The following is a 22971-nucleotide window of genomic DNA, read 5'->3' on the forward strand; positions in this document are numbered from 1 at the left end:
AATAGTTTAAGATTTGAAAATTAGTACTTATTTCTTAAAACCTGACTACGGTCTACATACTTAAAAATAAGCCTTCATAACTAAAATTTATATTTCTAAGTAAGTTGATATTTTATATTTTACATTAGTACTTATTATTAGAACTTAACTATGCCTACATATTAATGCTCTTAACTAAAATCTTAATTTCTAGGCAAGTTGATGGTTGATTTTTATATAATCAAAATGTATTAATTGCAGGTTTTTATAAACAAATCAACTTACATATTTCACATAAGTAATTACTTGTATTTAACCAATCCAGAAAAATACCCTACTTGCTTTATTTTCTTTTATGTTTCTTCTTAATCTATTAGAAAACCCTTATTTCTTAGCCTTTCTTCTATGATCTTTTTATCCTCATAGGTATTTACTTCGACTGTGTGGTAGTGAATATTTTCTGTTAGGTTTTTTAGGGGAGTTGCTTGATCTATGGATTTTAAAAAAGAGTCTACTCCATTTCTTGATTTGATATCGAGATCTTTTCTAATAGTGCCGTAGGTCTTGTGGTTTACGAAAACATCAACTATCCTTCCTCCTCCGTCAACTATGGTATTTAGCTCTTCTTTTATCCTACTATCATCGTGGGTTGATTTTATAATAAAAGTGATTTTTTCCTTATCATTTAGCTTGTAACCCTTGTTGGTGGATATTATTTCATAGCCTTCTGCCTTTAATATTGAAATATCTTTAACTATAACTTGCCTAGTTACATGAAACATGAGGGCAAGTTTTCCTCCTGATATTGGCATTTTCTCATTTTGTAATATTTTTATTATTTCTAGTTGTCTATTTTTAATTTCCATATTAACCTCTATATCACTGTACCTCAAAAATATATTTGACATTTTATTTATTTGTTGTAATATATATTTAACAACTTTGATGAGATAAGTAACCAAAGCATTTGCTATAAAGAGAGCCCTGGTTGGTGTGAATGGGTATTGCAAACTTTGGCGAATAAAGACTTGGAGTTTTGTCGGGGATATTTGATCTGGCGACGGGGCTTGCCCGTTATAGCAAGAGAGTATGATTGTACTTATTGAGATGTATATCGTGAGGTATACTAAAATTAAGGTGGTAACGCGAATTTCGCCCTTATTGCATCTATTGATGCAGTAAGGGCTTTTTTTTTTTACAATCAAATTTATTTAGAAAGGATTTTATTATGAAAAAATTATTGAATGTACTTTTGGCGATTGTCTTGTTATTCACACCATTACATATGGCAAGTGCCAGTGAAGATGATACCTTTAGGGTCGGTATGGAAGTAAACTACGCTCCTTTTAACTTCTCTGAGGTAAATGATACAAACGGTGGCTATCCAGTAGCAAACTCCCCTGGAGAATATGCTAATGGTTATGACGTGCAATTTGCAAAGAAAATTGCAGACGGTCTTGGCAAGAAACTTGAGATCTACAAGATTGAATGGGACGGACTTATTCCTGCCCTAACTAGTGGCAAGATTGATGCGATAGTTGCTGGTATGAGTCCAACTGATGAGAGACTTGAGCAAATCGACTTTTCTAAGCCATATTATCACGCAAAAATGGTAGTTGTTACTCAAAAGGATTCTCCTTATGTGAATGCTAAATCTATTAATGATTTTAAGGATGCAAAGATCACTGCCCAACTTGGTACCTTCCACGTCGATATGATCGACCAAATGGAGGGTGTAGCTAAACAAGAGCCTATGGATTCATTCCCTACAATGATTGCAGCAGCCAACGCTGGAACAATAGATGGTTATATTTCTGAAGAGGCTGGTGCAGAGTCTGCTGTAGCTTCTAACCCAAAGCTAACTTATGTCACATTCGACGAGGCTAATGGCTTTGAAACAAATGATGTAGATACAACTGTTGGAGTTGGTATTGCCAAAAATAGTCCCCTCACCGAAGATATTAATAAAATCCTCGATGGAATGGATATTGATAAAGAGCAAGCAGAAATCATGGGTCAGATGACAGAAATAACTGCGAGTGTAGAAGAAAACCAAGGATTTGTAGAAGAAGTTAAGTCTATCTGGTCAACCTACTTCTCACTTTTCCTTAGAGGTGTTGTAAATACATTGTTTATTGCTATTTTATCAACTCTTCTAGGATTTTTGTTAGGTCTTGTGGTTGCAGTCATTAGAAGGATGGATGTAAAGAAAACTGACAACAAGGTTTCTTATTATTTCCACAAAGTTATAAATTGGATCTTGGGAGCCTATGTAGAAATATTTAGAGGAACTCCAATGATGGTTCAATCCGTAATTATCTTCTACGGACTAAAACAATATTTCGACATCGACCTTTCAACTATGTTTGCCGCAATCCTCATAGTTTCAATCAATACAGGTGCCTACCTATCTGAGGTTGTCCGTGGTGGAATCAATTCGATCGACAAGGGCCAATTTGAAGCCTGCAAGGCGATCGGTCTAAGCGAGGCGCAAACTATGACAAGTGTAATCCTCCCACAAACAATTAGGACCATCCTACCATCTCTAGGTAACGAGTTTGTAATAAACATCAAGGATACATCAGTCCTTAACGTAATATCTGTAACAGAGTTATTCTTTATGTCAAAGTCAGTAGCAGGATCTACCTACAAGTACTTCCCAACATATTTAATAACAGCGGTAATTTACTTTGTCCTAACCTTTACTATAACAAGAATCCTACTTCTTCTTGAAAGAAAATTTAACGACAAGGACTTTATAATGGAATCATCAACAGGAGCAAGAAATGTCTGAGATAATTAAAGTAAACAATTTAGAGAAAAAATTTGGAGACAATCTAGTACTAAAGGATATCAATATGGGAGTAGATGAAGGTGAAGTAGTTTCAATAATAGGATCTTCTGGATCTGGTAAGTCTACCCTCCTTCGTTGCCTAAACCTTCTTGAAAGTCCAACAAGTGGAGAAATCCTCTACAGGGGAGAAAATATCCTAGAGAACAAATACGACCAAAAGAAATTTAGGTCAAGAGTTGGTATGGTTTTTCAAAACTTTAACCTCTTTGCTAACAAGACCGTCCTAGAAAACTGTATGCTTGGTCAAATCAAAGTCCTAGGTAGAAGCCACGATAAGGCAGAAGAGATTTCTAGAAAATATCTTACATCTGTTAATATGCAAAACTACGTAAATGCTAAGCCTAGTCAAATATCAGGTGGCCAACAACAAAGAGTAGCAATAGCTCGTGCCCTTTGCATGGATCCAGATGTATTACTCTTTGATGAGCCAACTAGTGCCCTAGATCCTGAGACAGTTGGTGAGGTCTTAGATGTAATGACAAAGCTTGCCAAAAGCGGGATGACAATGATAGTTGTAACCCACGAAATGGATTTTGCGAGAGATGTTTCTACTAGGGTATTGTTTATGAATAAGGGCATCATCCTAGAAGATGGCACTCCAGAAAAGATCTTCACCAATCCAGAAAATGATAGAACGAGAGAATTCCTCAAGAGATTTCTCGACCAATAGAATGAAAAAACTTCCAAGCTTGTGCCTGGAAGTTTTTTCTTGACTATATTTGAGGGTAATCTATAAGGAAAGTTAGTTTTACTTTATCTATTTGCTGTTGCTACTACTGCTATTCCTGTATCTGCAACAGATTCTATTACTATATCTCCTACTTTTACAGGAGCAGAAATACTTGCTCCATTTATTTCTTTCATAGCTTCTGCCATTTTTTCTTTTGGTATAGCATCAGCTGTTTTGACTGGAACTGAGTAGGAAGATCCACCTTCTACTTTTACAGTAGATGTGATTGTTCTTACTGGATTTTTAACTTCGTTCCTAGCGTATACTTCTCCTCTTTTACAAGTATTGCCAGTAACATCAGTGATTTCACCATCCTCATCCATTGTTACTGTTACAGTACATCCTAGAGGACAATTTATACATGTTAAATCTCTTTTCATATTTCCTCCAATTTTATTTCTATTTCTTTAGCGTCTTCTGGTAAGTCTTCCTTTTTAAGGATTAAGTTTTCCATCTCACCTGGAGCGTATACTAGTTTTCTCTTCTTTGCCACTTCCTTGCCATCTACAAACATCTTTAGGATTCTGTTTTGATAAACGTTGTTTACCCTAAATCTTACTATTGCAGTATCTGCCATTGTATCTGGGTTTATATATTGAGGAAGTGTGTAGCTAATTCCATCTCCTGCTTTTAGATAGATTGGTTCTGTTTGTGACTCTTTGAACTTTTCTTCTATATATGCTGCGGCACTTGTAGCTGCAAGTTCACTTTCTTCTGTTACATAGTCTACAAGGTCGTGAACGTGAAGAACATTACCACATGCAAATACTCCTGGTATATTTGTCATTAGCCTATCAGATACGATAGCTCCCTTTGTTTTAGGGTCGATTTCTATTTCTGCTTCTTTGGTTAGTTCGTTTTCTGGAAGTAGACCTACAGATAATAGGATTGTATCGCAATCATAGTGTTTTTCTGTGCCAGGGATTACTTTCATATTCTCATCTACTTGAGATAAGGTACAACCTTCTACTCTTTCTTTTCCTTCTATACCTGAAATTGTTGTGTTAAAGTAAAGTGGAATGTCAAAGTCATCTAGACATTGAACTATATTTCTCTTAAGTCCTCCAGAGTATGGCATGATTTCAGCAACACATTGAACATCTGCCCCTTCTAGAGTCATTCTTCTAGCCATAATTAGACCGATATCTCCAGATCCTAGGATAACTACCTTTTTACCTGGCATATAGCCTTCTAGGTTTATCATCCTTTGAGCAGTTCCTGCTGAGTAAACCCCTGCTGGACGGCTTCCTGGAATATTTAGGGCTCCTCTAGGTCTTTCTCTACAACCCATGGCAAGGATTACTGCCTTTGGTTTTATAGTAAACATTCCATTTTCTTCATTCATAAGGGTTAGGGTCTTGTCATTTGCAAAGTCCATTACTATTGTGTTTAAAAGAACGTCTATGTCTCTTTTTTCTACTTCGTCTGCAAATCTTTGAGCATATTCTGGACCTGTTAGCTCTTCTTTAAATCTGTGTAGACCGAAACCATTGTGGATACATTGGTTTAAGATACCTCCAAGCATATCATCTCTTTCTACAAGTAATATATTTTTTACACCTAGGTCATAGGACTTGGCAGCTGCAGCAAGACCTGCAGGACCTCCACCTACTACTACTAAATCATAATTTTTCATCCAAATGCTCCTTACTTTACATGTCCCTTTATATAATATGAATCTTTGTTATTTTTAACTACTTCGTCATAGTCTTTGCCAAGCTCTCTTGCTAGAATTTCCATAACTCTTGGTAGGCAGAAACCACCTTGGCATCTTCCTGCTGTTGCTCTTACTCTTCTTTTGACTCCGTCAACAGTTGTAGCTCCAACAGGTCTGTTGATTGCATCTACTATTTCACCTTCAGTTACCTTTTCGCATCTGCAGATAATCTTACCGTATCTACTATCTTTTTTGATTAACTCATCGTGCTCTTCTATGCTTAACTCACTTGTCTTTGGTGTTGGTTTTCTATCGTAGTTAAAGTCTGTATTTTCGGCAAGGTCAAGTTTCTTACTAACAAGATCTGCCATATACTCACCTATAGCTGGAGCTGATGTTAGTCCTGGTGATTCGATTCCTATACAATCGAAGAATCCATCAAGGCTTTCTTGTAGGATAAAGTCTCCACCCTTTTCGTGAGCTCTGTTTCCTGAAAATGATGTGATTACCATTCTTACAGGTACGTTTTTAACTGTATCGTTAGATTTTTCAATAACTTCTTCTAGGTGTTCTCTAGTTGATCTTAAATCTCCCTTGTCATCTACAAAGTCTGATGTTGGTCCTACTAGAGTATTTTCATCTATAGTTGGTGAAACTAGGATTCCCTTACCTTTTTCTGTAGGTAGGTTAAACATAACGTGGTTTACAAAGCCTTTAGTATCCTTATCTAATAATAGGTATTCACCACGTCTAGCTCTTATTTCAAACTTCTCATCGCTAACCTTGTTGTGGATTTCGTCTGAGTAAAGTCCTGCGGCATTTACAACTGCCTTTGTTTCATATGTAGCATTTTCTGTAACAACTTCCCAATATCCGTCTTTTGGATTTGTTTCTATTACTTTTTCGTTAAACTTGTAGTCAACACCATTGATATTTGATACTTCTGCAAAAGCTATATTCATTAAAAATGGATCAACTATACCAGCTTCTTTACAATATAGGGCGTAGCAAACATCATCTGAGACATTTGGTTCTATTTCTCTAACTTGATCTCCTTTTAGGATTTCCATACCACCTACGCCATTTGCTATACCTTGATCGTAAAGCTCTTTTAGTTTTGGATAGTCTTTTTCATCGTGGCATAGTACCAAGGTTCCGATTTGTTTATAAGGAAAAGATAATTTCTTAGCCTCATCAGCCATCATGTGATTTCCTTTGACATTCATCTTAGCCTTCATTGTTCCAGGAATTGCGTCATAACCACCGTGGCAGATACCTGAATTTGCCTTAGATGTTTCAGTACATACATCTTCGTTTTTTTCTAATAATAGGAATTTTCCTTTTTTCTTTGATAATTGGTAGGCAATTGATGTTCCTGTTACTCCACCGCCTATAATTATAGCATCGTACATATATCCCTCCATGATTTTACGGATAGAAAAAAGCGAGCTAAAGTAGGGTAATACTTTAGCTCGCCTTCTCTAATCAATATTCTGTTATTATTATCTTATCACAATTTTTGTCTTTTGTAAATTATTCTTCGTAAGTTTTTGCCCAGCTAAATGATCTATCAACTGCTCTTTGCCAGTTTCTGTCTTTTTTATCTCTTTCTTCTTTGGAGATTTCTGGGTTAAATTCTCTGTCAACTTGTCTGTATTCTTTGATTTCATCTAAGTCTTTGTAGTATCCTACTGCAAGACCTGCAAGATAAGCTGCACCTAGAGCTGTAGTTTCAAGTGTTTGTGGTCTTTCTACCTTTGTTTGAATCATATCAGCTTGGAATTGCATCAAGAAGTTATTTGCACTAGCTCCACCGTCTACCTTTAGTTCTTGTAGGGTCTTGCCACTATCTTTACTCATCGCTTGTAACACGTCATTTGTTAGATAAGCTAGTGATTCTAGAGTTGCTCTTACTATGTGGTATTTGTTAGTTCCTCTAGTAATTCCTACTATAGATCCTCTAGCATAAGCGTCCCAATATGGAGCTCCTAGACCTGTAAAGGCTGGAACTACATAACAACCATTAGTATCGTCTACTTTTGTTGCCATATATTCTGTATCATCAGCAGCATCTACTATTCTTAGTTGGTCTCTTAGCCATTGGATAGCAGAACCTGCAACGAATATTGAACCTTCTAGGGCATAATTTACCTTGCCATCACCAAGTCCCCAAGCTATTGTTGTTACTAGACCGTTTTCTGATTTTACAGCTTCTTCTCCAGTATTCATTAGTAGGAAGGCACCTGTTCCGTAAGTATTTTTTGCATCTCCTTCGTTAAAGCATGTTTGACCAAACAAGGCTGCTTGTTGGTCACCAGCAATACCTGCTATTGGAATTTCACCATCGAAGTAACCTGCAAATGTATTTCCATAAACGTTAGAAGAAGGTTTTACTTCTGGAAGCATACATTTAGGAATATTTAAGATTTCACATAGTTCATCATCCCACTCAAGAGTATGAATATTGAAAATCATAGTTCTTGAAGCGTTTGAATAATCAGTAACGTGTACCTTACCACGAGTTAAATTGTAGATTAACCATGTATCAACTGTACCGAAAAGTAATTCGCCGTTTTCTGCTCTTTCTTGGCCGTTTTCGATATGATCTAGGATCCATCTAATCTTTGTACCTGAGAAGTATGGGTCAACTACAAGACCTGTCTTGTCTTGGATAGTTTTTCTGTAGCCATCTTCTACAAGTTTGTCTGCCATATCAGCTGTACGTCTACATTGCCAAACGATTGCATTATAGACAGGTTTACCAGTTTCTTTTTCCCAAACTATAGTTGTCTCTCTTTGGTTTGTTATACCTATAGCTTCGATTTCTTCAGCACTTATGCCAAGCTTAGCAATAGCTTCTGTACATACTCCTAGTTGAGTTGACCAAATCTCTGTTGCATCGTGTTCTACCCAACCTGGATGTGGGAAGAATTGGGTGAATTCTTTTTGTGCCACAGACATGATCTCGCCTTTTTTGTTAAAAATAATCGCTCTATTACTTGTTGTTCCAGCATCTAGTGCCATGATATATTTTCCCATGATATCTCCTTTACATTTTCCAAACATCAGTGTTTGAGGTTGATATAGCGATGGCATTTGCATTAAGAGCATCTACCACATCGCTTTTTTCATTGATTAGGCCTCCAGCAACTAGAGGAATCCTAGTTCTCTTTGAAATATCAGCCAACACCTTAGGCATAATTCCTGGTAATATTTCGATAAGGTCACAATTGGCCTTTTTTACAGTTTCCTTGACATTTTCATAGGATAATGAATCCAATACAAAAAACCTAAGAATAGTAAAAAGTCCTAATTTTCTCGCATATGATGCGTTTTGTGGTCTCGTCGTAATAATTCCATCAGCATTAGTGTAATTTTTAATGAAGGCTGCAGACAACTGCGAGCTTGATAGTCCTTCAATCAAATCCTCATGTACCATGACTATTTTCCCATTGTTTTTAAGTTTATTTACTATGTGTGGTATGCTTTCTACAGTACCAAAAAGCACAAACACAATTTTGTTTTCACTATCCAAAGAGTCTCTTAAATCTTTGTTGTTTTTAATAGCCATGATTATCGGATTTTCATAAATTGTATCGAAAATCTCTTCGTGCGTCATACAACCTCCAAAAACGCAGAAAACGAGCATGTAAAAATTAATTATGCTCGCCTTCTCCTATATATTCTCTTACAAGTAGTTTACCATAGATTTTAATTTCTTGCAATCATTTTCATAAAACTTTTTATATTATTATTTTTAAGCCGAATCTTATTTTCTTCTAAATTTAAAGGATCCTTTATAATAAAAAGATCCTTTTAAAATTAATAATTTATTTTTTAGAAAACTTATTCCACAAAGTAACTAACTTCATCATCACTAAGCTCTCTGTATTCTCCTAGGCCCAAATGACTATCAAGCTCTAAATCTCCAATGGCTACTCTTTTTAGCTCAACAACTTCGTTGCCGCAATTTGAAAATAGCCTTTTAACTAAGTGAAACTTCCCTTCAGTAACAATCACTTTTGCCTCATTTTTACCTATGATTTCAAGCTTCGCAGATCTTGCTGTGTAGTCATCTTCCTTGATATACACGCCTTCTTTGAAAAGATCTATCAGGCTTTCGTCTATACGATCACGTGTTTTTGCAATATAAGTTTTTTCTATATTGGAATTTGGACTTGTCACTCTATGGATAAATTTCCCATCAGTTGATAAAAGCAAAAGACCTGTCGTATCTTTATCTAGCCTACCTGCTATTGATAAGTCAAGGACTCTATAGAAATCATCTAACAAATCTATCACAGTTGGGTCTTTATCCTCTGTAGCCGACAAATATCCTTGTGGTTTATTCATCATAATATAAATATTTTCAAAATAATCTACAAACTGACCCATATAGTAAACTTCATCAACTTCTGGATCAACCTGATATGATGAGTCCTTTACTACTTCTCCATTTACAAGGATAGCTCCTTTTTTAGCATTTCTCTTGATATTTTTTCTAGTATCAAGACCGGAGTTTCCTATCATTTTATCTAATCTCATCTTCTACCTTTCTCTAATACATTGTTTATAGCTTCACTCATCTCACTAAAGGATTCGTAGAAACTATCTAGGTACTCTCTACCCTTTGGACTTATATAATAATACTTTCTTTTTGGTCCTATATTTGATTTTTTGTAGGCACCAAGTATCAAGCCTTTTTTTGACAATCTTTGTAGGATTGGATAAACTGTTCCCTCAGTCATAGTGTAAAAACCAGAGTTTTTGAGCTCTTCTACGATTTCATAGCCGTATGTTTCGTTATTTTTAATTATATGAAGGATAACTCCTTCTATTACTCCCTTTAACATTTGAGATTCTATCATATTATCACCTATCTATATTGTATAACATAGTAGAATGTTTTCAAGCTCTATCACAGTAAAATTTCATTGGACAAAACTTGCAAGCTTTTACATCTTTTGTTTTATTATCGAAATTTTCTTCTATTATATTTTTAGCAATCCTATCTATTTCTTCTATATCAAAATCTCTATCTTCTACTCTTATTTCCTTACCTTTTTCTATAAAATAAAGGAGGGTTTCTTTGACCTTCTCTCCATTTTCTTCCATCAAATTTTTATAAGTTATAAGTTGGTTGGAATATTTATCAAGGGTTCTTTCATCGAAAGATCCAGTTTTTAAATCGACTATGGTATTGTCAGATAAAACAAGGTCTAGACTTCCTTGGAGGATATAAAAGTTTCTATCCGTCTTGTAATTAACCTCACTGTCTTTTACTTGGTAGGCTTTGTTTAACAAGTTTGCAACAGGATTTATATAGATAGGATTTTTCTTAAGGAAATTGCCCATATCTTCTTTATTGAAATTATCAGAATAAATGTATTCGGCAAGGGCGTGGACCCTGCTACCAAAGATTAGGGATTCATTCTTATAGGTTTTGTAGGATAATTTTCTTATAAACTTATATTTTCTAGGGCAAGTTTTGTAGACATCTATATCTGTAGTAAAGGCTAGAATTTCTTTTTCACTTTTAGGATTTTCTCTTCTAAAGTCAATCGTGCTCAGCCTTGAGCTAGTATCGAGAGAATTTACAAACTTTTGGATCCTCTTATCCCTTGAGTTATTAAACAAAACTAAGAGGTTCTTAGCTCTAGTAAAGGCTGTATAATATTTTCTATAAAAATCTAGGTTGACCTCTTCGCTCGTTTTTCGCTTAGATATATCAATAAACTTCTCCCTATCCCCTCTTGGGTAGTCATTTAGACTAGAGACAAAAACAACCTCAAACTCAAGTCCCTTGGCTTGGTGTATTGTCATAAAATTGACCCCGTCTATATCATTATCATCCTCATCGTATTCTGATATAGCATTTTTGTCATAGAAAATATATAGGTAGGAAAAGATAAATTTCTCGTAAAAATTATCTTTGCCAGCAAAAATCTCATCAAAATCTACTCCCAAATTTATAAATTTGCCAGTATTTTTGTGGACTCTCTTTTCCTCATCTCCTGCCCTTTTCAGGATATTTTTGTAATATTTAAGTCCAATTGCCTTATAGATTATTTCAGATATCTTTTCCTTGTGAGCGATCTTTCCTATAAACTCTTCTATTTCTTTATTCTGTCTCAGATTTTCATCTTCCAAGATACTTGATAGATACTTCCTATAGGCATTTTTCTTTTTTTGGTAGTAGTCCATATATCTTTCGTCAAGATCTACATTTATTTGGCTAATATCTTTATATTTTAACAAGATATATAGAAAAAACCTAATCTCTTTTCTATAAAAATACTTATCGCTCTTTCTATTTATAACTTTTATCCCTGACTTTTCAAATCCCTTTTCTAGCTGGTTTGGAAATGGATTGTAAAAGGAAGGAAACAAAAAGGCAATTTGATTTAGATTAACTTCTTTAGATAGGTGTTTAACAATAGCAACTATATTTGAAATATTAGCGGACCTTGCCCTAACTATGGTATTTGTATTTTCCTTATCATCTACTGATACCAAGTCTTTCTTATCATTTAGCTTTGCCTCGTCAATGAAGTCCTTAGATTTTTTGACTATAAATTGGTTAGACCTGTAGTTGATGTCTAGCTTGTAGGTAGTTGATTTAATTTTTGAGTATTGATAAAATCTTTCACTAAAATCAAGGAGATTTCTAGGATCAGCTCCCCTAAAAGAATATAGAGCTTGGTCGTCATCACCAAATACGATAATATTTCCATCTTTAGTTAGCCTAAAGGCGATTTCTTCTTGGATAAGGTTGGTATCTTGGTATTCATCTATTACAACTAGGTCTATATTTTCTCTAATCTCATCTCCTATTACAGGATCAACCAATAAATCATGAAACCTCTTTAAGATAAGCTGAAAATTTATAAGACCCAAATCGTTTAGGATTTTCTCATAAGTCGTGTAAATATCGTAGGAAAGTCGTTTTTTATCATCAGATGATTTCCTTAAATCTTCTAGGTCGACTAGGTTATTTGTTATAGTTTGGAATATATCGAGGATAGTTGCTACTTGATTTTTTCTTATATAATTATCAAAACCATCTATTTTTCTAAAGACATCTAGGTTTTCTTTTATGACGTACTCTTCCATAAAAGAATCTATAACAGTTAGGTTAAAGAAATTGTCGTCTAGTTTCCTGTATTTTTTGATAAAATCAATGGCTAGGGAATGAAAGTTTCCTATCATCATATCCTTTAGGTCGACTTTGATATCATCATTTTTTAGCTTAGTTATAATCCTCGTATTAAGCTCTTTGGCAGCTTTTTTGGTAAAAGTTGTGATTAGAACCTTATTCGCATCAAAGCGTTTTTTCTTTATCCCTTCTGCGACAAAGTTTACTATGGTATGAGTCTTGCCGGTGCCTGGACCTGCGAGGACTACTGCCGGTAGTTTCGCATCTTTTATAATCTCTTCTTGACCTAAATTTCTCATAATATCAACTCATAGCAGATTCTATCTTTAGGAATTCCGTCTTCATCTATTCGAATTATGCCAATTTCCTTAAAATTATATTTCTTTAGGAGTCCTCTCATCCTAAAATTGTCCTTGTGAGTATCAATCCTAAGGCTATCTTTGAGGTTTTTCTTGGAAAAATCTATTATAGCTTCTATAAACTTACTCCCTGCCTTTTCTACTACTCCTCCACCATCTACCATTAGAGTGTGGATTACAAAATACTTATCTCCTTCAAACTTATCCTCCCACACCTTGTAGGTAGGTTCTTCATTTTTAGATAAGTAAGCATAGGCAAAGGCTCTTTCGTCTAAATCTAGGACATAAGCACATTCCTCATCTATCTGTCTATTTATTAAATAAAGGTCTGGATTTGTCTTTTGCCATTGGTCCACTCCATCGTTTTTAAGTGAAGTCCTTGAAAACTCAATTAATTTTTCTATATCATATATATCTTTTTTGCTAGCTTTTCTAAAAATCATGTTTATCCGTCCTTTTACTTTTCTTCTATTACTATACCATTTACCATAAAACCTTAGCCTACATTGTAAGATATTTTAACAACCTGTATAATAAGACTATAAGATAAAACAGGAAGGTAAGAGAAGAATATGTACGATTATTTAATTATAGGAAACGGAATTGCTGGTCTATCAGCAACAGAAGAAATTAGAAATAGAGATGAAAGTGCAACTATCCTTATAGTATCTGATGAAAAACCATCAACCTACTGGAGAACTAGACTTTCAGATCTTATAAGCAAAGACTTCGAAGAAGATGAAATCTATGTCAAGAAGCAACCTTGGTATAGTGAAAAGAAAATCGAAGAAAAACTTGAGACAAAAGTAGAAAAGCTCATCCCAGAAAAAAACATCGCTATCCTAGAAAATGGTGAAGAAATCGAATATGGCAAGGCATTGATTGCTACAGGAGCAAGAGCCTTTGTTCCACCAATCACAAATATTGACTCAAAGGGCGTATTTGCCATTAGAACTGTAGATGACCTTAGAAACTTCAAAGAATATGTTTCTGACAAGAAAGAAGTTGTAGTTATAGGTGGTGGAATCCTAGGTCTTGAAGCTGCATTTTCAGCTAAGAAACTCGGTCTTGATATAATTGTTATAGAAAGTTTTGACTATCTATTAGCTCGCCAACTTGACCGTGACCTATCAGGAAAACTAGAAGAAAAACTTAACGAAATGGGCATCAAAACTATAACTGGCAAAAATACTCAAGAAATCCTAACAAAAGATGGTGCAGTTTCAGGTATCAAACTTGAAGACGGAACTGAAATATCCGCTGATGCTATTATGGTTCAAGCAGGAGTAAGATCAAACATCAAGATGGCTCAAGAATCTGGTATTGAAACAGATAGGGGCGTAATGGTAGATGAGCACCTAAGAACAGCTAATGAAAATATCTTCGCAGCTGGCGACTGTGCCCAAATTGGAAACTTCACTATAGGACTTTGGACATCAAGCCAAGAGATGGGTAAAATCGCAGGTCACAACATGACAGGTGATGAAGAATCATACATTCAACCAAAACCATTTTCTACACTTCTTCTAGGAGATATCAAGCTATTTTCTGCAGGAATGAACTCTGGCGAGGGTGTTACAGAAGAAAGCGAAGAAAAAGACGGCAAAACCTACAAACTCTTCAAAAAAGATGACTCATATGTAGGTGGAATCCTTTGGGGAGATATCAAATACCAAACAGATGTTAAAAACATCGTCTTTAATGGAAAAGATGTCGCTGAAACAAAACTAGGCAAAGAAATTTTTGGAAAATAAAAAATTATATAAAAACAAAACGGACAGGAAAAAATTCCTGTCCTTTTTCTTTTTCACTTAAATATCTCTAAAAAAAGAAAGACTCGATTTAATCGAGTCTTTTATATTTATCTCCAGTCATAAATAGCAGGGGAGATTTCATATTCTTCTGTTATAGTTTCATAACCAACTAGAGTTTTGATTTCTTTATAATCGTTAAGAGTACCATAATTTCCTATTATATTGTATTCATCCATATAGGCTATAGCCTCTTCATAAGAATCGAATTCTTTGTAAACAGGATTTTCTTCGCCTGTTTCTTGGTATTCTTTTAAAGGAAATCCATAAGCGAAAGCTCTTTGTTGGTATTCTGTCTTATAGATTGGTTTAGATTTATCTTCAACTTCTCTAGTTCCAATTTCAGCATCTTTTACCTTAACGTATGTTTCGATAATTTGATCTGTTGGTTCTACCTTGTTGATTACTTTCTTATCAATTAGTTTATTTCCTTCATAAGTTAGTTCGTATTCAACAAAACCGTTTGATCCAGCTTGTGCGATTCTTGTTTCAAGGTTTGGATCGTTTACAGCTCTTTTAGTTTCAAATGGGATTTCTTCTTTTAGAGTTGTTTTAGTGATTTCTGGTTTTTCCTCTTCTTTATCAGAAGGTTTATTCTCATCAGTTGGTTTATCTTCTTCTTTTGGTGGAGTTTGTTCACTTTCGGAAGGTTTATCTTCTGGGGTTTCTTGATCCTTATCATCTTCTTTTGGATTGGTTTTACCGTCAGATGGTTTATCAGTTTCGTCGTCTTTATCAGAAGGTTTTTCTTCTTTTAGTTTATATGATTTAAGCTTTGCAAGGATAATTTCAGATTTTTCTCTATCTGCTTTAGCTTTTTCTAAAATTTCTTTTTCTTCTTCTGTTGGAGTTTTTGGGTCTGAGTTTTCTATTCTTTTATAAGCATCTTCTATAGCTTTATCTAAAGCTTTGTTTGATGTTTCTAAATAACTTATAGCCCAATTTATTCTTCCAAGTTCGTCTTTAGTTTCTACATATCTTACTTCTGTATCAGCGTAAGCTTTAGTATCGGTGTTTGCTCCTGTTATAAGACCTAGACCAAGGGCAAGTATTAATGCTTTTTTAACGTTTCTTTTCATTATTTATTCTCCTTTTTGCTGTAAGAAAGTGCTCCAACTGATGCGATTAATGTTGCTATAGCTCCAGTAAGTGGAGTGATACCTGTTTTAACGTTTGTGTTAGAGTTTTTCTTAGGAACGGCTTTTTCTTTGTTTGTTCCTTTATTTTCTGCTTTTTTGTTGCCTTCTTTATCGTCTTTATTTTCTTTTGTATCTTTTACTTCTTTTTTATCTATTGTTTTGTTTTCTTCTGGTTTCAATTGGATGTAATATTTTCCGTCAGCACCTTTTGAGATGTCATAACCTTTATTGATTTTAGAGTCTTTTATGATTTTTTCAGCCTCTTTTATGGCATCTTCTTTTTTGTCAAATCCTTTATCTGGATTGAATTTTTTTTCTGGTGATTTCTTATCATCTCTCTTATCAGATGGTTTTTTGTTATCATCTTTCTTATCGTCATCTTTTGGTTTATCTTCACCTTGAGATGGTTTATCATTTTCGTTATCTTTATCAGATGGTTTTTCTTCTGTATTTCTTCTGATCTTATTAACTTCTTCTGTGTCCTTGTCTAAAACTTCTTGCATCTCATAAGCGTTTATTAGATCTTGTTCTAATTCTGTAGCTGCAAATGCTTGTGGTGCTATAATTCCTGTTGTTAAAGCAAGGGCAAGACTTGCACCTAGTAATTTATTTTTCTTCATAGTCAATCTCCTTTTCTTCTAATATTGTTATTTTTATATCATAAATATTATATATATATATATATATTGTCAATTATTTTCTTAATAGTTTCTTAGTTTTTCTAGGAGATGTTAGTTCTCAAAAGAAAAAGAGCTCTCTGGCTCTTTAATTATCTATATAATTTTTTACCTAAAATAATCCATCAAATAAGGACATTTGGTTTTTTTCTTGGATTCCTTCTATTATTCCTAGTGATTTTAGGATATTTAGGGCGTTTTTATTTACTGAAGTTCTTTGTTTTAAATCTTCTATAGATATGAATTCTCCTTTTTCTATACCTATTTTTACTAATAAAGAACACAAAAAAGAGGATAGCCACCTATCCTCTTTTTTTTCTATTTTATATTTTAATACATTCCTGGCATACCGCCTGGCATTTGTGGCATAGCTTCTTCTTCTTTTGGTAGGTCTGCTACTGCAGCTTCTGTTGTTAGGATCATTCCTGCAACTGAAACAGCGTTTTGAAGGGCAGATCTTGTTACCTTGGTTGGTTCTACGATTCCTTTTTCAAACATGTTTACATATTCATCATTGTAAGCATCGTATCCTTCGTCCTTAGCAGATTGTTTTACTTTTTCTACTATTACAGATCCATCCATACCAGCGTTTTCTACGATTTGTCTTAGTGGAGCTTCTAGGGCTTTTTTGATGATTAGAGCACCTGTTTTTTCGTCTCCCTTTAAGCTTTCTTCTAACTTAGCCACTTTTTCGATTGCACCGATTAGTACAACTCCACCACCTGCAACTATTCCTTCTTCTACAGCGGCTCTTGTTGCTGATAGGGCATCTTCGATTCTGTATTTTTTCTCTTGCATTTCAGTCTCTGTTGCAGCTCCAACATTGATTACTGCAACTCCACCTGCAAGTTTAGCTACTCTTTCTTGAAGTTTTTCTTTTTCATATTCGCTATCTTCAGCGTCTAGTTGTTGACGGATTACACTTACTCTTTCTTCTAGAGCATTTTTGTCGCCTTTTCCTTCAACAATTGTTGTATTGTCCTTGTCAACCTTAACTTTCTTAGCTGAACCTAACATATCCATTGTTGTATCTTTTAGGTCCATTCCTAAGTCTTCGCTAATAACCTTGGCTCCTGTTAGGATTGCTATATCTTCAAGCATAGCTTTTCTTCTGTCACCATAACCTGGTGCTTTTACAGCTACAACATTGAAGGTTCCTCTTAGTTTATTTAGGATTAGAGTTGTTAGAGCTTCACCATCAACATCATCTGCGATTATTAATAGTGGCTTAGATGATTGAACCACTTCTTCTAATAGTGGTAGGATTTCTTGGATGTTTGAAATCTTCTTATCTGTTAGAAGAATGTATGGATCATCAAGGTCTGCTACCATTTTTTCATTGTCTGTTGCCATGTATGGTGATAGGTATCCCTTATCAAATTGCATACCTTCAACAACATCTAGGTAGGTTGAAGTTGTTTTTGATTCTTCAACTGTGATTACTCCATCATTTCCAACCTTTTCCATTGCATCAGCTATGAATTTACCAATTTCTGGGTCAGCTGATGAGATTGTTCCAACGTTTTCTATAGCTTGTTTATCTTCAACATCTCTTGAGTTTTCTTTGATATAGTCAACTACTTCATCAGTTGCCTTTTTTAGCCCCTTTTGTAGAACTACTGGGTTTGCTCCAGCTGCAAGGTTTTTAAGTCCTTCTTTGATGATTGCATGAGCTAGAACTGTAGCTGTTGTTGTTCCATCTCCTGCTACATCATTGGTTTTTGTTGCAACTTCTTTTACAAGTTGAGCTCCCATATTTTCAAATCTATCTTCAAGTTCTATATCTTGGGCAATAGTTACACCATCGTTTGTAATAGTTGGTGCTCCGTATGCCTTATCTAGGACAACATTACGTCCCTTTGGTCCAAGGGTTACCTTTACTGCATTTGCAAGTTTGTCAATACCAGCCTCAAGTCCAGCCCTTGCATCAGATGAAAATTTAATATCTTTAGCCATTATAGTCTCCTTTATCTAACTTATTCTACAACTGCTAGTATGTCGTTATATTTAACGACAATATATTCACTATTATCAAGTTTTACATCTGTTCCTGCGTATTGGGAATAGATTACCTTATCTCCAACACTTAGAGAACCTTTTTTCTTCTCGTCATTTTCTATATCGCTAGAAATAGCCACAACTTCTGCATATTGTGGTTTTTCTTGGGCACTTTCTGGAAGTACTATTCCAGAAGCTGTTGTTTTTTCTGCCTCAGCTTTTTTTATAACTACTCTATCACCTATTGGTTTAAGCATCATAATAATCTCCTTTTTAATTCTTTAGCACTCTTATCTCTCAAGTGCTAACTCACATTATTAATATACTAAAGACTAAACTTTTTGCAAGTTTTATTTTTCTTCATTTATATAATAAGCAATTTTTTCTACTAATCTTCTAATCTTATCCTTAGCCACACCGCATATGGCAACTCTTATGCCTTTATCTGATGGAATAGTAAATATATTTTCTCCTTCAAGCTTTCTTGTAATATCAAAGGCGTTTGGTGTAGGAACGAAAGTGAAAAATCCACCAAAGTATGGAATCATAGTTAGATTTTTCTCCTTAGAAACTTCTACAAACTCCTCTGCCCTATCCTCTAACATAGTTCTAAGATCTACAAGTTCATCCAAATACTCGCTCTTATTTTCTTCCTTCTCCAAATCTATCAAGATATTTTGGGCAGCGTGAGTTCCATTTGACCAGTTGCACCTAGCAGAATGAGATAAAGAAATTTCAAATTCTTCTATTATCTCCTCACTTATTGAAATTGCAACCGCCGCTCCAGACCTTAATCCATAGGCTGTGTGAGACTTACTCATTGAAAAGCACACTATAACCAAAAGATTTTCTGGAAGATTTGAAAATTTCTTGAAAAATCTCCTCTGCCTATCCCCATCTCCAGCAAACTCTAGGTAAGCAACATCTACAATTAGGGTTATTTTCTTACTTTTATCGGCTGCTTTTTCTTTTAAAAATTCTATAACTTGATCCCATTCCTCATCAGATAAGGAATAACCTGTAGGATTGTTTCCTGGTGAGTTAATCAAAGGAGCAATCCTGTCCTTATCTTTTAAAGAAGTTTCTACTTCTTTTCTAAAGGCATCTATATTAAAAGAAAAATCATCAGTAAAAAACTCATAAGTCCTAAAATCTCTACCAAACTCTTGGCAGATTTTCCTGTAAGGAGCCCAATAGTAGTCGTGACAAATAAGAGGATCGCCTACGCCTAGGTAAGAGAAAATAGCAGATCTTATTGCTCCAGTTCCGCCTGGTGTTGCTATTGCACTGATATATCCATCTGGTTTGTAGTTAGCAAAAAGTGTTTCTATAACAAGCTTTCTATACTCCTCTTCACCCTCAATCGGTGCATATGATGCTATATCCTTCTTATCCATCTCATCAAGTCTCTTATAAACTGAATCTAAAGCGATTATATCACCATTATCATCTGCTAAGGTTCCAAGACAGGCATTTATAACATCATCACTACCATATTTTTCTCTAGCAATCTTTACTCTTTTATTTATCTCAAAGGCCAAATCTTTTCCCTCAGACCATGTGGCCTCTTTTATAGTCATTCCCATAATATCCTCCTTAATCTTAATACATTATACTAGCTAAGGGGCAACTTTTATAAAGTTTTGGGTAATTAATAAGCAGGAGGCAATTTGATGAAAAATTACGACAAAGATAAGTTAAAAGATAAGTTAAGCGATATTTCCTATAGAGTAACCCAAGAAAATGCAACAGAAATGCCATTTACAAGTCCTTATGATGATTTCTATGAAGACGGAATATATGTAGATATAGTTAGCGGGGAAGTTCTTTTTTCTTCTCTTGATAAATATGATGCTGGTTGTGGATGGCCATCATTTACGAAAACTATAGACGATAAAAACATAAGAGAAAAAACAGACCTAAGCCACGGCATGATTAGAACTGAAGTTAGAAGCAAAACCGCCGACAGCCACCTAGGTCATGTATTCCCAGACGGCCCAAAAGATAAGGGAGGACTTAGATATTGTATAAATGGGGCAAGTCTTAGATTTATCCCTAAAAATAAAATGGAAGAAGAAGGTTATGGCAAATATTTAGAAATATTTGAGTAAGATTTTAATTTATACTACAAAGTTAGACTTCCTTTTTATTAATAGATTGTGAGCATATATTTCACAAGTGAATTTATAATACAAAAATCAGCTAGAAATTAACTTTTCTAGCTGATTGCCATATAACAACATTAATAAATTGTTTTTTACTACGCTATTATTCTCATATGTTAAGTTTCTAGCAAATACCATCACTATTTCTTTCTATTAAAAATTACTATAAATGGCGCAAAAATAAAAGCTATAAGCATCTTACTTTGAGGCATAAGCAATCTATCTGATGCTTTATTAACTATGTGTTCGCTTAGTTTTATTCCTGATATAGGATATAATAAGTAGCAAATAATCAAATATATTGTTATTATCAAGTAATATCCTTCAAATGGGCTGACTCTAAAATATTCACTCATCAATAAATAATATCCAATAAGAGGAAGTAATCCTGTTATTAGATAGAGTAATATTTCTGTTAAGCTGTGTTTTTTCATAATGTCCTCCTTAGTTTTTCTTATTCTACCAAATCATAGTCAATTTTTAGTAAATTAAGTTTTCTAGTTGCTAATATAGTTAGAAATATAAAATACAACATGATTAATAGTCTGCTATAAGATAGAATCCCTGCTATAATAAATTTATCTATGATTATTAGTACAAAAGCTTCATACCAATTGTAGAAATTCATCTTATGAGAATGCATATTAAAAATTCCATGAATTATAAATATAATAGTTAAAATATAAAATACTTTAATCATCGGAATCCTCCATTGGAATAATCATTTTTACTGTTGCACCTTGATTTTTATTTATAAGTTCTAATTCGCCTGAGATTTTTTCAAGATAAGTCTTTACATAATATAAACCTATCCCATATCCTTTACCTGATGTTCTTGCGACATTGCTTGTCACAAATAAATCTGTACTTTCACTAAGAATATCTTCGTCAAAACCAAATCCATCATCTATGACGGCAATTTCTAACCTATCATTAGCTTTTATTTCTACTTTTATCTTAGCTTTCCTATGTTCATAAGCGTTATTTAATAGGTGAATTAGACACTCATTTATATTTGAAGTATTTGCGTATATCACCTTTTTATTGTTTTCAATTTGTTTTGCAATTTCTATTTCTTCTTCTAACATATCAGAATAAATAATAATGTTTTTCTCTAGCAATTTTACCATATCGCCTAGCTTTATTTTTTTTATCTTATTTTCTTCTAATTGGCTTTTTGCAATTTTCATAATTTTATCTATATATGTAGATATTTTTTCACTTTCTTCAAAAATCCTATCCATTCTAATAAGATTTTTATCAGAAATCTTTTCATTTGATTTTTTAATCAAAGATACATTAGTATTTATCACCGTTAGAGGTGTCTTCATATCATGACTTATATAGGAAATTCCTTTTACTAGGTCTTTATCTTTCCTTATTATTTCCTGAGTCTTATTGTTCAAGGAATCTGATATTTTCTTAAATTCATATGTTTTATATTCTCCATCGTAGGAATTCTCATTTATAGATCTTATTAATTTATCTACTTCATTAAAAATATACGAATCTATATTTTTATAAAATATATATCCGAAATATACTAGGTAGATAAGTGATAATCCAACCATTATATCTGTTTGTGGTTTTAAACTAGTAAGTATAATTTTTGCACTTCTCTCAAATTCTTGTAGTAGTTTCAATCCTATAAAGCTTATAAAAAACGCCAAAGAAAATTTTACTATACTATCCATTAGTTCAGATATTATAAGCTCTTTTAATCTTCTTTCCATCTGTAGCCAACCTTCCACTTGTTTTCAATTGGATCATCTGCATTTATCTCTAATAGTTTCTGCCTTATATTGTAAATATGTGAAACAACGACCCTTTCGCTAGTATCAAGAGATGAAAATATATTAAACAATATTTTTTCTTTAGTTAAAAATATCCCTTTATTATCATACAAAAACTTCAAAATACGAGCTTCTGTCGAGGTCATTTGTACATTTTCACATTCTTTAGTTATGAGAAATCTATCAAAATCAAATTTTGTTTTTTTATAATAAATCTCTTGATTTAACCTCCCGATTCTTGCCTTTATTCTAGCTAAAAGTATATCCATATCAAAAGGTTTTGTAATATAATCATCTGCTCCTAAGCCAAATCCTCTCATTATATCTTCTTTAGTATTTTTTGCTGTTAGTATTATTATTGGAGTCTTGATGTCATCTCTAATAGTTTTTAAAAAATCAAAACCACTATAATCGCCTAGCATAAGATCTAATAGTATTAAATCGTAAGAGTTTAAGAGAGCATAATCATCAATCTCTTCCAAACTTAATATATAATCTACTTCGTAGCTATTACTTTCTAGTACATCTTTTAAGGTTGACACCAAGCTTATATTATCCTCTATAATTAAAATTTTCATCAAATCACCGCCCACAATTATTATCTTTATTATATTATAAAACATAATAGTAAAGTTTCAGTAAATAATTTTAAA

Annotated in this window: 24 protein-coding genes and 1 other annotated feature; of the genes, 4 read left to right on the forward strand and 20 right to left on the reverse strand. The window is 33.8% G+C overall.

All coding sequences use genetic code 11. The features are described 5' to 3' along the window. Nucleotides 1–344: 344 nt before the first annotated feature. Nucleotides 345–845 (reverse strand): transcription repressor NadR, encoded by a 501-nt coding sequence (locus E0D87_RS01810; RefSeq protein WP_130819135.1) that lies wholly within the window; start codon nucleotides 843–845, stop codon nucleotides 345–347. Nucleotides 846–912: 67 nt separating this feature from the next. Next, nucleotides 913–1142 (forward strand) — a binding site (T-box leader). A gap of 65 nt (nucleotides 1143–1207) precedes the next feature. Between E0D87_RS01810 and E0D87_RS01815 the strand changes: the two genes are divergently transcribed. Then, nucleotides 1208–2773 carry an ABC transporter substrate-binding protein/permease gene (locus tag E0D87_RS01815; RefSeq protein ID WP_130819136.1) on the forward strand — a complete coding sequence of 522 codons (1566 nt, stop codon included), beginning with the start codon at nucleotides 1208–1210 and terminating at the stop codon, nucleotides 2771–2773. Then, entirely contained in the window at nucleotides 2766–3503 is a 738-nt protein-coding gene (locus E0D87_RS01820) for an amino acid ABC transporter ATP-binding protein (RefSeq protein WP_130819137.1), read from the forward strand. The genes E0D87_RS01815 and E0D87_RS01820 overlap by 8 nt, the downstream gene beginning before the upstream one ends. A gap of 83 nt (nucleotides 3504–3586) precedes the next feature. On the opposite strand, the gene E0D87_RS01825 is transcribed toward E0D87_RS01820, so the two are convergent. The 9 genes from E0D87_RS01825 to E0D87_RS01865 all read right to left on the reverse strand — a co-directional run bounded on the left by E0D87_RS01825 (nucleotide 3587) and on the right by E0D87_RS01865 (nucleotide 13178). Then, nucleotides 3587–3943: a DUF1667 domain-containing protein gene (locus E0D87_RS01825; RefSeq protein WP_004835716.1), complete on the reverse strand. Its 357-nt coding sequence runs from the start codon at nucleotides 3941–3943 to the stop codon at nucleotides 3587–3589. Next, nucleotides 3940–5199: an NAD(P)/FAD-dependent oxidoreductase gene (locus E0D87_RS01830; protein ID WP_130819138.1), complete on the reverse strand. Its 1260-nt coding sequence runs from the start codon at nucleotides 5197–5199 to the stop codon at nucleotides 3940–3942. Before E0D87_RS01830 ends, E0D87_RS01825 begins: the two co-directional genes overlap by 4 nt. An 11-nt stretch (nucleotides 5200–5210) precedes the next feature. Further along, nucleotides 5211–6632, reverse strand: coding sequence for an NAD(P)/FAD-dependent oxidoreductase (locus E0D87_RS01835; RefSeq protein WP_130819139.1), 1422 nt, complete (start codon nucleotides 6630–6632; stop codon nucleotides 5211–5213). Between the two features lie 121 nt (nucleotides 6633–6753). After that, nucleotides 6754–8259, reverse strand: a complete 1506-nt coding sequence (gene glpK / locus E0D87_RS01840; RefSeq protein WP_130819140.1) for a glycerol kinase GlpK — start codon at nucleotides 8257–8259, stop codon at nucleotides 6754–6756. 10 nt (nucleotides 8260–8269) lie between these two features. Then, on the reverse strand, nucleotides 8270–8839 hold the full coding sequence (locus E0D87_RS01845) for a glycerol-3-phosphate responsive antiterminator (protein ID WP_004835740.1): 570 nt from the start codon (nucleotides 8837–8839) through the stop codon (nucleotides 8270–8272). A gap of 227 nt (nucleotides 8840–9066) precedes the next feature. After that, entirely contained in the window at nucleotides 9067–9765 is a 699-nt protein-coding gene (locus E0D87_RS01850; protein WP_130819141.1) for a pseudouridine synthase, read from the reverse strand. After that, on the reverse strand, nucleotides 9762–10088 hold the full coding sequence (locus E0D87_RS01855; RefSeq protein WP_004835760.1) for a PadR family transcriptional regulator: 327 nt from the start codon (nucleotides 10086–10088) through the stop codon (nucleotides 9762–9764). The genes E0D87_RS01850 and E0D87_RS01855 overlap by 4 nt, the downstream gene beginning before the upstream one ends. Nucleotides 10089–10128: 40 nt before the next feature. Beyond that, the gene (locus E0D87_RS01860; protein WP_130819142.1) at nucleotides 10129–12675 is read right to left on the reverse strand and encodes an ATP-dependent DNA helicase; all 2547 of its coding nucleotides are present in this window, start codon (nucleotides 12673–12675) and stop codon (nucleotides 10129–10131) included. Next, nucleotides 12672–13178 carry an N-acetyltransferase gene (locus E0D87_RS01865; RefSeq protein WP_130819143.1) on the reverse strand — a complete coding sequence of 169 codons (507 nt, stop codon included), beginning with the start codon at nucleotides 13176–13178 and terminating at the stop codon, nucleotides 12672–12674. Before E0D87_RS01865 ends, E0D87_RS01860 begins: the two co-directional genes overlap by 4 nt. Nucleotides 13179–13307: 129 nt before the next feature. Between E0D87_RS01865 and E0D87_RS01870 the strand changes: the two genes are divergently transcribed. Beyond that, the gene (locus tag E0D87_RS01870) at nucleotides 13308–14489 is read left to right on the forward strand and encodes an NAD(P)/FAD-dependent oxidoreductase (RefSeq protein WP_130819144.1); all 1182 of its coding nucleotides are present in this window, start codon (nucleotides 13308–13310) and stop codon (nucleotides 14487–14489) included. Between the two features lie 107 nt (nucleotides 14490–14596). On the opposite strand, the gene E0D87_RS01875 is transcribed toward E0D87_RS01870, so the two are convergent. The 6 genes from E0D87_RS01875 to E0D87_RS01895 form a co-directional block, all read right to left on the reverse strand. After that, complete coding sequence (locus tag E0D87_RS01875) at nucleotides 14597–15625, reverse strand: hypothetical protein (protein WP_130819145.1); 1029 nt, start codon at nucleotides 15623–15625, stop codon at nucleotides 14597–14599. Then, entirely contained in the window at nucleotides 15625–16305 is a 681-nt protein-coding gene (locus tag E0D87_RS01880; RefSeq protein WP_130819146.1) for a DUF5633 domain-containing protein, read from the reverse strand. Before E0D87_RS01880 ends, E0D87_RS01875 begins: the two co-directional genes overlap by 1 nt. 169 nt (nucleotides 16306–16474) lie before the next feature. Beyond that, the gene (locus E0D87_RS09075; protein WP_165442720.1) at nucleotides 16475–16648 is read right to left on the reverse strand and encodes a hypothetical protein; all 174 of its coding nucleotides are present in this window, start codon (nucleotides 16646–16648) and stop codon (nucleotides 16475–16477) included. A gap of 44 nt (nucleotides 16649–16692) precedes the next feature. Continuing rightward, entirely contained in the window at nucleotides 16693–18318 is a 1626-nt protein-coding gene (gene groL / locus E0D87_RS01885) for a chaperonin GroEL (RefSeq protein ID WP_130819147.1), read from the reverse strand. Nucleotides 18319–18338: 20 nt separating this feature from the next. Then, nucleotides 18339–18620, reverse strand: a complete 282-nt coding sequence (locus tag E0D87_RS01890) for a co-chaperone GroES (RefSeq protein ID WP_130819148.1) — start codon at nucleotides 18618–18620, stop codon at nucleotides 18339–18341. A gap of 90 nt (nucleotides 18621–18710) precedes the next feature. Then, entirely contained in the window at nucleotides 18711–19946 is a 1236-nt protein-coding gene (locus E0D87_RS01895; protein ID WP_130819149.1) for a pyridoxal phosphate-dependent aminotransferase, read from the reverse strand. A gap of 87 nt (nucleotides 19947–20033) precedes the next feature. Between E0D87_RS01895 and msrB the strand changes: the two genes are divergently transcribed. Next, the gene (gene msrB, locus E0D87_RS01900; RefSeq protein ID WP_130820170.1) at nucleotides 20034–20471 is read left to right on the forward strand and encodes a peptide-methionine (R)-S-oxide reductase MsrB; all 438 of its coding nucleotides are present in this window, start codon (nucleotides 20034–20036) and stop codon (nucleotides 20469–20471) included. 194 nt (nucleotides 20472–20665) lie between these two features. Here the strand turns inward: msrB and E0D87_RS01905 are convergent, their stop codons facing one another. Genes E0D87_RS01905 through E0D87_RS01920 form a run of 4 tightly spaced genes read right to left on the reverse strand, consistent with a single transcriptional unit; the run spans nucleotide 20666 to nucleotide 22896 of the window. Beyond that, a complete protein-coding gene (locus E0D87_RS01905; RefSeq protein WP_004835707.1) occupies nucleotides 20666–20959 on the reverse strand; it encodes a hypothetical protein in 294 nt (97 codons plus the stop codon). Between the two features lie 20 nt (nucleotides 20960–20979). Beyond that, nucleotides 20980–21225 carry a hypothetical protein gene (locus tag E0D87_RS01910; protein WP_130819150.1) on the reverse strand — a complete coding sequence of 82 codons (246 nt, stop codon included), beginning with the start codon at nucleotides 21223–21225 and terminating at the stop codon, nucleotides 20980–20982. Next, on the reverse strand, nucleotides 21218–22258 hold the full coding sequence (locus E0D87_RS01915; RefSeq protein ID WP_130819151.1) for a sensor histidine kinase: 1041 nt from the start codon (nucleotides 22256–22258) through the stop codon (nucleotides 21218–21220). Before E0D87_RS01915 ends, E0D87_RS01910 begins: the two co-directional genes overlap by 8 nt. Beyond that, nucleotides 22243–22896, reverse strand: a complete 654-nt coding sequence (locus tag E0D87_RS01920; protein WP_100190731.1) for a response regulator transcription factor — start codon at nucleotides 22894–22896, stop codon at nucleotides 22243–22245. The genes E0D87_RS01915 and E0D87_RS01920 overlap by 16 nt, the downstream gene beginning before the upstream one ends. Nucleotides 22897–22971: the final 75 nt, after the last annotated feature.

The sequence above is a fragment of the Anaerococcus vaginimassiliensis genome (assembly GCF_900626155.1).
GTDB lineage: Bacteria > Bacillota > Clostridia > Tissierellales > Peptoniphilaceae > Anaerococcus > Anaerococcus vaginimassiliensis.

Coding starts and splice junctions, on each gene's coding strand:
- E0D87_RS01920 (WP_100190731.1), bottom strand. CDS start 22,896: ATGAAAATTTTAATTATAGAGGATAATATAAGCTTGGTGTCAACCTTA.
- E0D87_RS01820 (WP_130819137.1), top strand. CDS start 2,766: ATGTCTGAGATAATTAAAGTAAACAATTTAGAGAAAAAATTTGGAGAC.
- E0D87_RS01915 (WP_130819151.1), bottom strand. CDS start 22,258: ATGGAAAGAAGATTAAAAGAGCTTATAATATCTGAACTAATGGATAGT.
- E0D87_RS01895 (WP_130819149.1), bottom strand. CDS start 19,946: ATGGGAATGACTATAAAAGAGGCCACATGGTCTGAGGGAAAAGATTTG.
- E0D87_RS01825 (WP_004835716.1), bottom strand. CDS start 3,943: ATGAAAAGAGATTTAACATGTATAAATTGTCCTCTAGGATGTACTGTA.
- groL (WP_130819147.1), bottom strand. CDS start 18,318: ATGGCTAAAGATATTAAATTTTCATCTGATGCAAGGGCTGGACTTGAG.
- E0D87_RS01880 (WP_130819146.1), bottom strand. CDS start 16,305: ATGAAGAAAAATAAATTACTAGGTGCAAGTCTTGCCCTTGCTTTAACA.
- E0D87_RS01815 (WP_130819136.1), top strand. CDS start 1,208: ATGAAAAAATTATTGAATGTACTTTTGGCGATTGTCTTGTTATTCACA.
- E0D87_RS01865 (WP_130819143.1), bottom strand. CDS start 13,178: ATGATTTTTAGAAAAGCTAGCAAAAAAGATATATATGATATAGAAAAA.
- E0D87_RS01845 (WP_004835740.1), bottom strand. CDS start 8,839: ATGACGCACGAAGAGATTTTCGATACAATTTATGAAAATCCGATAATC.
- E0D87_RS01870 (WP_130819144.1), top strand. CDS start 13,308: ATGTACGATTATTTAATTATAGGAAACGGAATTGCTGGTCTATCAGCA.
- glpK (WP_130819140.1), bottom strand. CDS start 8,259: ATGGGAAAATATATCATGGCACTAGATGCTGGAACAACAAGTAATAGA.
- E0D87_RS01860 (WP_130819142.1), bottom strand. CDS start 12,675: ATGAGAAATTTAGGTCAAGAAGAGATTATAAAAGATGCGAAACTACCG.
- E0D87_RS01810 (WP_130819135.1), bottom strand. CDS start 845: ATGGAAATTAAAAATAGACAACTAGAAATAATAAAAATATTACAAAAT.
- E0D87_RS01905 (WP_004835707.1), bottom strand. CDS start 20,959: ATGAAAAAACACAGCTTAACAGAAATATTACTCTATCTAATAACAGGA.
- E0D87_RS01890 (WP_130819148.1), bottom strand. CDS start 18,620: ATGATGCTTAAACCAATAGGTGATAGAGTAGTTATAAAAAAAGCTGAG.
- E0D87_RS01850 (WP_130819141.1), bottom strand. CDS start 9,765: ATGAGATTAGATAAAATGATAGGAAACTCCGGTCTTGATACTAGAAAA.
- E0D87_RS01830 (WP_130819138.1), bottom strand. CDS start 5,199: ATGAAAAATTATGATTTAGTAGTAGTAGGTGGAGGTCCTGCAGGTCTT.
- E0D87_RS01910 (WP_130819150.1), bottom strand. CDS start 21,225: ATGATTAAAGTATTTTATATTTTAACTATTATATTTATAATTCATGGA.
- msrB (WP_130820170.1), top strand. CDS start 20,034: ATGAAAAATTACGACAAAGATAAGTTAAAAGATAAGTTAAGCGATATT.
- E0D87_RS01835 (WP_130819139.1), bottom strand. CDS start 6,632: ATGTACGATGCTATAATTATAGGCGGTGGAGTAACAGGAACATCAATT.
- E0D87_RS01855 (WP_004835760.1), bottom strand. CDS start 10,088: ATGATAGAATCTCAAATGTTAAAGGGAGTAATAGAAGGAGTTATCCTT.
- E0D87_RS01875 (WP_130819145.1), bottom strand. CDS start 15,625: ATGAAAAGAAACGTTAAAAAAGCATTAATACTTGCCCTTGGTCTAGGT.